Annotated in this window: 7 protein-coding genes; 5 read left to right on the forward strand and 2 right to left on the reverse strand. The window is 27.4% G+C overall.

The features are described from left to right. Positions 1–79 precede the first annotated feature (79 nt). Together GXK56_RS25095 and GXK56_RS25100 are read right to left on the reverse strand one after the other, a co-directional pair. The gene (locus tag GXK56_RS25095; RefSeq protein ID WP_160692634.1) at positions 80–1,396 is read right to left on the reverse strand and encodes a HAMP domain-containing sensor histidine kinase; all 1,317 of its coding nucleotides are present in this window, start codon (positions 1,394–1,396) and stop codon (positions 80–82) included. Next, positions 1,389–2,081, reverse strand: a complete 693-nt coding sequence (locus GXK56_RS25100) for a response regulator transcription factor (RefSeq protein WP_160692636.1) — start codon at positions 2,079–2,081, stop codon at positions 1,389–1,391. Before GXK56_RS25100 ends, GXK56_RS25095 begins: the two co-directional genes overlap by 8 nt. A gap of 167 nt (positions 2,082–2,248) precedes the next feature. Here GXK56_RS25100 and GXK56_RS25105 point away from each other — a divergent pair, with 167 nt between their 5' ends. The 5 genes from GXK56_RS25105 to GXK56_RS25125 are packed head-to-tail and all read left to right on the forward strand — an operon-like array spanning position 2,249 to position 8,149. Then, entirely contained in the window at positions 2,249–2,950 is a 702-nt protein-coding gene (locus GXK56_RS25105) for a VTT domain-containing protein (RefSeq protein ID WP_160692638.1), read from the forward strand. 26 nt (positions 2,951–2,976) lie between these two features. Continuing rightward, on the forward strand, positions 2,977–3,498 hold the full coding sequence (gene pssA, locus GXK56_RS25110) for a CDP-diacylglycerol--serine O-phosphatidyltransferase (protein WP_160692639.1): 522 nt from the start codon (positions 2,977–2,979) through the stop codon (positions 3,496–3,498). Between the two features lie 58 nt (positions 3,499–3,556). After that, on the forward strand, positions 3,557–4,552 hold the full coding sequence (locus GXK56_RS25115) for an AI-2E family transporter (protein ID WP_160692641.1): 996 nt from the start codon (positions 3,557–3,559) through the stop codon (positions 4,550–4,552). Between the two features lie 25 nt (positions 4,553–4,577). After that, positions 4,578–6,320 carry an ABC transporter ATP-binding protein gene (locus tag GXK56_RS25120; RefSeq protein WP_347707976.1) on the forward strand — a complete coding sequence of 581 codons (1,743 nt, stop codon included), beginning with the start codon at positions 4,578–4,580 and terminating at the stop codon, positions 6,318–6,320. After that, on the forward strand, positions 6,320–8,149 hold the full coding sequence (locus GXK56_RS25125; RefSeq protein ID WP_160692645.1) for an ABC transporter ATP-binding protein: 1,830 nt from the start codon (positions 6,320–6,322) through the stop codon (positions 8,147–8,149). The genes GXK56_RS25120 and GXK56_RS25125 overlap by 1 nt, the downstream gene beginning before the upstream one ends. The last annotated feature ends 103 nt before the right edge of the window (positions 8,150–8,252 follow it).

Genomic DNA, 8,252 nt, shown 5'->3' on the forward strand with positions numbered 1-8,252 from the left:
TATAAAGCTATAAAACTTTCTATATTCTAAGCCGATTTTAATTGCATAGAATATAGAAAGTTTTTATTTATATTAAGTGCTAATAAAAAGAATTTGTATTTAAAGTTATTGTGATTAAAAAAACGTTATCTATTCTTTGTATATTAAATGTTCCCTTGTGCATTTCTATTATCTTCTTGCAGGTTTTTAAGCCGATGCCTGTGCTATCTAGGGCTTTCAAATTATTTATTTGGTTTTCTACAGTTACAAATAGTTTTTCATTTTCAACATAGTATTTTAATTTAATTTCTTTAGATTTATCTGCATATTTAGATAGATTAGAAAAAATATTATCAAAAACTCTTTGTATTGATATTAAATTTACTTCAATAAAAAAGTGTGTATTAAAAGAGTTGAAATCAAATAAAAAGCCTTTGCTTTCTAACATGAAAATTTGTTCCTGAATTAGTTGATCTAATAGTTCATTTCCATTAAATATCTCTAAGTCTAATTCATCTTGAGTATTAAAAACAGTAAAGTACTCAAATAATTTATCTGATAGATATTTAATTTGATATGCTTTTTCTCTGCTATTATGAATATATTGATTAAAGCTTTCTTCATTTTTATATTTTTTATATTCTATAATGTCCAAATATCCAACTAAGGCAGTGAGGGGTGTCCTTAAATCATGTGATAAGGCTGTAATCAATTCACTATTTGCAAGCCTTGCTTCATCTTCACTGTCTAAACGTTCCATAAAGGATTTTCTCATATCATCAATGCTTTGAGCTAAAGAAGAAAGTTCATCATTACCATCTACAGTAATCTTATAAGTTAAATCTCCACCTTCTAAAATTTTTATTTCATTTTCAAGTTTTCCTATATAGGCTATTTTTTTGTTGATAAAAAATAATATAAGAATTACAAAACAAAGAAATGATATGGCTATGTTGGCAAAGGCTAGAATATAGTAGTACTTGTATTCAAAAAAGCATTCCATATGAATTTTTGCAGTAACATCGCTAAATGATATATCAACAAGAGTATTAATAGGGAAAATTGGACTTTCTTTATATTGTTCATAATTTGTTACTTCATTATTTAAGTTAGAAGCGAAAACTAAATCATTTCCATTATATATATAAAGATTTACATTCTTGTTTTTACGAGTCCAATTTTCTATTTTATCATGGTCGTTTATTGATAAATTATTATCTGACACATATTTTTCAAACTCTGATATAGCTTGCATTTTTTGATTTACAAGAAAGGAACTTTTATCAAAATATTTATTTAATAAATTTTCTCCTATTTCTTGAAGTAAAAGAAATATACAAACAGATATAATAAATGAAAATATCAAGGATATGATTAATTTACCTTCTAATTTAGTAGATAGAAATTTTCTATTCAATTCTATACCCCTTTCCCCAAACTGTTTTTATATATTTAGGATTTTGAGGATCTACCTCTAATTTACTTCTTAAATTTCTTATATGAACCATAACAGTATTGTTACAAGAATAAAAATAAGGCTCATTCCAAACACTTTCATATAGATTTTGTGCTGAAAAAATCTTTTTACGATTTGTAGACATTAATAAAAGAATATTATATTCAATTTCAGTTAAAACAACTTCTTTTTCATCTATTGAAACTTCATTTGAGGTTGTATTTATTTTCAATCCATTAATACTAATGGAATCTTTTGTTGAGTTATTTGAATCTTTTCCTTTATACACATAATACCTTCTAAGCAAAGCTTTAACTCTTGATACCAATTCTGTATATGAAAATGGCTTTGAAAGGTAATCATCACTTCCAGCGGAAAATGCCATATATTTATCTGAGTCTTGAGATTTAGCTGTCAAAAATAAAATTGGGGCTCTTGTTTTCTCACGAATTTCTATACATGCTTTAAAGCCAGTTTTTTTAGGCATTACTACATCAAGTATTATTAAATCAATACTATCATCAACTTTGTTTATAGCATCTTCGCCATCTACAGCTTCTAGCACATTATAGCCTTCACTCTCCAATAGAACTTTAACTATTTCTCTTATTTCATCATTATCATCTGCAATTAAAATATTTCTCATATTATTTATTAGCCACCTCCATTTGTTATTAGTATATAACGCAATATAGCTTAAAGCCATATTATTTAAGATGACTTAAGAATTCTTAAGATTTACCATATGCAAATTTTAAGATGTTATAGATAAAATTTTAATTATCACATTACAAGGAAGAAAGGAGAAAAATTATGGATAGAACAAAAAAAATACTAATAGGAAAAACATTATTAGGAGTATTAGGAATAGTAGCAATTACATTAACTATTAAGTATTTACCATATATTCTTGAACTAACAACATCTCTTGATAAGTTTAGAGATTATATAATTTCTACAGGGAGGTTTGGAGCATTTTTATTTATATTCTTTCAAATACTTCAAACTGTTATTGCACCAATTCCAGGTGAGGTAATTCAAGTTGCAGGTGGATATATATATGGAGTTCCTCTTGGACTAATTTATACAACATTAGGACTTATGATTGGTGGGATTATAGCTTTTTATTTCACAAGATTAATAGGAGCTTCTTTTATAGAAAAACTGATTAAAAAGAATAAGTCTAACTGGCTTTTGGATATTATGAATAGCAAAAAGTTTTCCGTTATATTATTTGTATTTTTTATTATACCTGGGTTTCCAAAAGATTTTTTAATATATGTAGCAGGGTTAACGCCAATAAAGCCATTGAAGTTCTTTGGAATTTTATTTATAAGTAGATTCCCATGGCTATTAGCTTCCGTAGGAATAGGATCTAATATTCATTATGGAAATTATGTGTCAACAATAATAATTTCACTTATAGCTTTAATCTCATTTGTATTAGGGATAATTTATAAGGATAAGCTTATAAGTAAGTTTTCCCAAGGCAATCAAGTTAATGAACAAATGTAGTTAAGTAATAAAAAAGGAGTGGAGGCATGGTTAAAAAACTTATACCTAATATATTAACATTTATGAATTTATCATTTGGAATTCTTTCAATAATTGAAGTTTTCAATAAGAATTTTGGCAGAGGAGCTTTATTTATTATTGCTGCTGCTTTAATAGACAGATATGATGGCAGAATTGCAAGATTTTTTAATGTATCCAGTGAAATAGGAAAAGAACTAGATTCTTTAGCAGATTTAATTTCCTTTGGAATTGCACCAGCTATATTAATATTTACTAAATACATTTTCTCTTATCATGCTTTTGACGTGATTGGAATTATTTCAGCGCAAGTTTATATTATATGTGGCTGCTATAGATTAGCAAAATATAATATTAGTGAATTCAATGGAATTTTCACTGGAATACCAATAACTGTAGCTGGTTCAATCCTTGCATTATTTTCTTTATTTGTACCTAAAAATAGTATATCTATAATAATTTTAGCGATTATATTGATGATTGCTCTTGCTTACATGATGATATCAAAATTTAAGTTGAAAAAATTTTAATCTGGTAAGCAAGTGAGGTTTGAATAAGCGGTATAAGCTACAGAGGAGGAATTTTAATATGGAAGTAAAAAAAGATGAGTTTTGGAAAAATGTAATAAGAACTGTGATTGAATTTATGCTTATAGCCGTAATAATTTATCTTATTAAAGATTTATTTAATCTAATTATTTTTACATTTTTATTTTCTTACTTACTATATAATTTGCAAAAATATATAGTAAGTAAAACCCACTTACCAAGAACCTTAGTAACGATTGTTTTATATATTGCTATTCTTGGATTAATAGTATTTTTTGCATGTAGGTATATTCCTGAAATTATAAGAGAAATTCAAAGCATATATGAAGAGATAAGGAAGATAAATGTACCTGATAATTTGAAAGAATATATAGATATCTTAAGGAATCAAATTGATATATCAAAATCTTATGATACGCTTATGAATACTTTGATAGTTACGGGCAAAAGCTTAGTACAGGGAAGTGCTAATTTATTCATTTCATTAATATTAAGTATGCTTTTTATTTTAGATATAGAAAGAATAAAAAAATTTATAAGCAAATTTAAAACGAGTAAAGTATCAAGACTTTACAATTGTCTTGAGTATTTTGGATTAAATTTCTTAAATTCCTTTGGAAAAGTAATACAAGCTCAATTTTTAATAGCATTAGTAAATTCTATTCTTTCTACCATAGCTTTATGGATTATGGGATTTCCACAAATAATAGGTCTAGGCTTTATGATATTTGTGCTAAGTTTTATACCAGTGGCTGGAGTTATAATATCTTTATTACCACTTTGTTTAATAGCATTTAATGTTGGAGGTGTAATTAAAGTAATATCCGTTATTTTAATGATTGCTTTATTACATGGGTTAGAAAGTTATATATTAAATCCAAAGTTAATGTCCGATAAAACATCATTGCCAGTATTCTTTGTATTTATAATATTAATTTTTGGAGAACATTTTATGGGAACATGGGGATTATTGCTTGGAATACCTTTAGTTATTTTTATTTTAGATATTCTAGATGTTAAAGTATCGGATGAATAAGTAAGATTTAAAAATTAAATTGAAAATGAAAGGGAAAGTTATGCTAAAGTTACTTAAATATTTCAAGTTTAATAAAGTAGTTGTTACTTCATTAATTATAGTTATATTGCTGAAAACCTTAGGAATATTATATGTTCCAACCTTGACAGCTAGTATAGTTAACAATGGAGTAGTAAAAGGAGATATAAATTACGTATTAAAAACTGGTGGGATAATGATAGGAGTAGCAATATTTACAGGAATATTAGCCATATTATCTACATATTTGTCTGCTAATTTATCTGCAACACTTTCTAGAGATATGCGGAGAAAAATATTTTTTCATTCACAAAAGTTATCTGTAGAAGACTATAAAAATTTTTCAACTTCATCCTTGATCACAAGATGTACAAGCGATGTGAATCAAGTTGAAAATACAGTTATAATGATTTTCGAAATGATTATCCCTGTTCCGTTTATTACTTTAACTGGAATGTTATTAGCATTTTCAAAAGACAAGTATATGGCTTTAATAATTCTTATTACAGGTTTAACGCTTTTAATATTTATTTTGCTTATAAGCAAAAGAGTTATAGGTTTATCTATTGGAATGCAGGAAGAATTGGATAAAATAAATTCTAGAGTTAGACAATTTATTTCTGGAATACGAATTATACGTGCTTTTAATCGTGATAGGTATGAAAAAAAACTAATGGATAGCACTTTTGAAAGTTATGCTGTTATTAACATAAAAATGAATAAGATATTTGCTATGGGAATGCCATTTATATTATTTATATTGAATTTATGTACTGTAGCTATTTTATGGTTTGGAGCAGTAAGAATAAATGCTGGGGAAATGTTAGTTGGAGATATTATGGCTGTTATAGAATATTCAATAATTATACTTGTATATTTAATTATGGCTGTAATGGTACTTATGAACTTACCACGTTCCAGCGCATGCTCTAAGCGTATTTTAGAAGTATTAGCTTACAAGCCTGAAATAATAGATGAAAAAACAACCGATAAAATCTTAAATAATAATCTAAGTTTAGAATTTAGAAATGTTACATTTTCCTATAAAGATGCTCAGGAGCCAGTATTAAAAGACCTAAACTTTATATGTGAAAGAGGTAAAACAACTGCTATTATAGGTGCTACAGGTTCAGGAAAAAGTACAATTGGTAAATTAATACCAAGGCTACATGATGTTAAAGATGGAGAAATATTAATTAATGACATAAATATAAAAAAGTTTTTACAAAAAGATTTAAGGAATATGATAAGTTATTCTCCACAAAAAGCATTTTTATTTAGTGGAAGTATAGCTAGCAATATAAGACATGGAAAAAAAGATGCATCCTTAGAAGAAATAAGAAGTGCTGCAGTAACAGCTCAAGCAGATAATTTTATAATGGAGTTAAAATCTGATTATGATTCAATAGTATTACAAGGAGGAAGTAATTTCTCAGGAGGACAAAAACAAAGAATATGTATTGCAAGAGCTTTAGTAAAGAAAAGCCATATTTATGTATTTGACGATAGTTTTTCTGCCTTGGATTATAGTACCGATGCTAAACTAAGAGCAGCAATGAAGAAAAAGTTGAAATCGTCAATAGTTATAACAATTGCTCAAAGAATAAGCTCAATTATGGAAGCCGATCAAATTATAGTTTTAGATAAAGGGCAAATTGTAGGGAAGGGAACACATAAGGAACTTATGAGAAATTGCCCTGTTTATATAAAAATAGCAGAATCACAATTGAGCAAGGAGGAATTAGCCTAATGAATGATGAAAGATCAAATGATATACTCTCATTCGATAGTGAAATATCAATAGAAAGAGCAAAAGATACCAAGAAAACCTTAAAAAGGCTCATGAAGCTGCTCCTTAATCAAAAATGGAAATTAATTGTTGTAATATTTTTCGCTATTATGAGTTTAGCCTTTACAATGGTTTCTCCATTAATTTTTAGTGAAGCTATTAATACTATATACGATGGAATAAAAAATGCGACTTCTAGCAGTCAATTTAATATAAGATTTGATATTATAATGAAGCTGGCTTTTATGCTTTTAGGAATATATTTATTATCATTTATATCTAATTACATACAACAGTATATAATGGCATCAGTAGCTCAAACTTTAGTGTTATCAATAAGGAAAAAATTAAGTGAAAAGCTTACAAAAGTACCTTTGAAATATTATGATACACATAAAAAGGGAGAAATTTTAAGCAGGATATCAAATGATTTAGAAAAAGTATCTGACACGCTGCAATCAGGAATTATGCAGTTTATTACAGCAGTTCTATCAATAATAGGGGCTGTTACATTTATGATATTAATTAATTGGATATTAGCATTAGTAGCTATTTTTATTATTATCATGGGAATTATAGCAGCATCTATGTTTGAGAAAAAAAGCATTAACCTTTTTACCAATAGACAAGAATCCTTAGGAAAATTTAATGGACAAATTGAAGAATATTTTACAGGACAAATGGAAGTGAAAGTCTTCAATATGGAAGAAGATATAATAAAAGCTGTGGAAATATCTAATGAGAAATTATATTCAGATGAGAAAAAAGCCCAATTTATAACTTATGCCATAAATCCTTTAATTCGATTGATGAATCAACTTGGATATGTAGTAATAGCTGCTATAGGAGCTATATTTGCAATTCAAGGAAGATTGTCTATTGGTATAATACAAGCTTTTTTTCAATATGTAGACCAGGCATCAGAGCCACTAACTGAAGCTGCATATATATTAAATTCAATGCAGGCAGCTATTGCTTCAGCAGAACGAGTTTTTGAAATTTTAGATGAAGCTGAAGAAGAAGGAGATGTTGTAGATAACAAAACAATATCAGAGCCAAAAGGTGACATAGAATTTAAGAATATAAGGTTTGGATATGAAAAAGAAATTCTAATTTCAGGAGTGAGTTTAAAGGTGACAGCAGGAGAAAAGGTTGCTATAGTTGGTCCAACTGGTGCAGGAAAGACTACACTGATAAATTTACTTATTAGATTTTATGACTTAAATAGTGGAAAAATTGAAATTGATGGTATTGATATTACTAAATTAAAACGAAGTGATTTACGAGGGCTATTTGGTATGGTGCTCCAAGATTCATGGCTTTTTGATGGAAGTATAAAAGACAATATTTCATATGGGAAAGAAAATGCAGATATTTCAGAAATTCAAGAATCAGCAAGACTTGCTAAGATTGATGATTTTATAAGAGCACTTCCTAAGGGATATGATACGGTTTTAAGTGATGAAAATTCGTCAATATCTCAAGGACAAAAGCAGCTTTTATGTATTGCTCGTGCAATTTTAGCAGATCCTAAAATTTTAATTCTAGATGAGGCGACTTCAAGTGTAGATACACGTACAGAATTAGAAATACAAAGTGCTATGGATAATTTAATGAAAGGAAGAACAAGCTTTATAATAGCTCACAGATTATCAACTATAAAAAATGCAGACAAGATATTAGTAATGGATAAGGGGGATATTGTTGAGCAGGGGACTCATAAAGAATTGTTAGCTAAAGATGGTTTGTATAGTAAAATATATAATAGTCAATTTTTACATGTGAATTAAAAAGTTAAAATGTAATATATATATTTGAGTATGAAATAAAACATATGAGAATCTGTTAAGCTGTTATGAAAAAATAGCTTGATTATTCATAGAATTACTCGTT

The organism is Clostridium sp. C2-6-12 (assembly GCF_009928485.1).
Taxonomy (GTDB): Bacteria; Bacillota; Clostridia; order Clostridiales; family Clostridiaceae; genus Clostridium.

Coding starts and splice junctions, on each gene's coding strand:
- GXK56_RS25100 (WP_160692636.1), bottom strand. CDS start 2,081: ATGAGAAATATTTTAATTGCAGATGATAATGATGAAATAAGAGAAATA.
- GXK56_RS25105 (WP_160692638.1), top strand. CDS start 2,249: ATGGATAGAACAAAAAAAATACTAATAGGAAAAACATTATTAGGAGTA.
- pssA (WP_160692639.1), top strand. CDS start 2,977: ATGGTTAAAAAACTTATACCTAATATATTAACATTTATGAATTTATCA.
- GXK56_RS25115 (WP_160692641.1), top strand. CDS start 3,557: ATGGAAGTAAAAAAAGATGAGTTTTGGAAAAATGTAATAAGAACTGTG.
- GXK56_RS25120 (WP_347707976.1), top strand. CDS start 4,578: ATGAAAGGGAAAGTTATGCTAAAGTTACTTAAATATTTCAAGTTTAAT.
- GXK56_RS25125 (WP_160692645.1), top strand. CDS start 6,320: ATGAATGATGAAAGATCAAATGATATACTCTCATTCGATAGTGAAATA.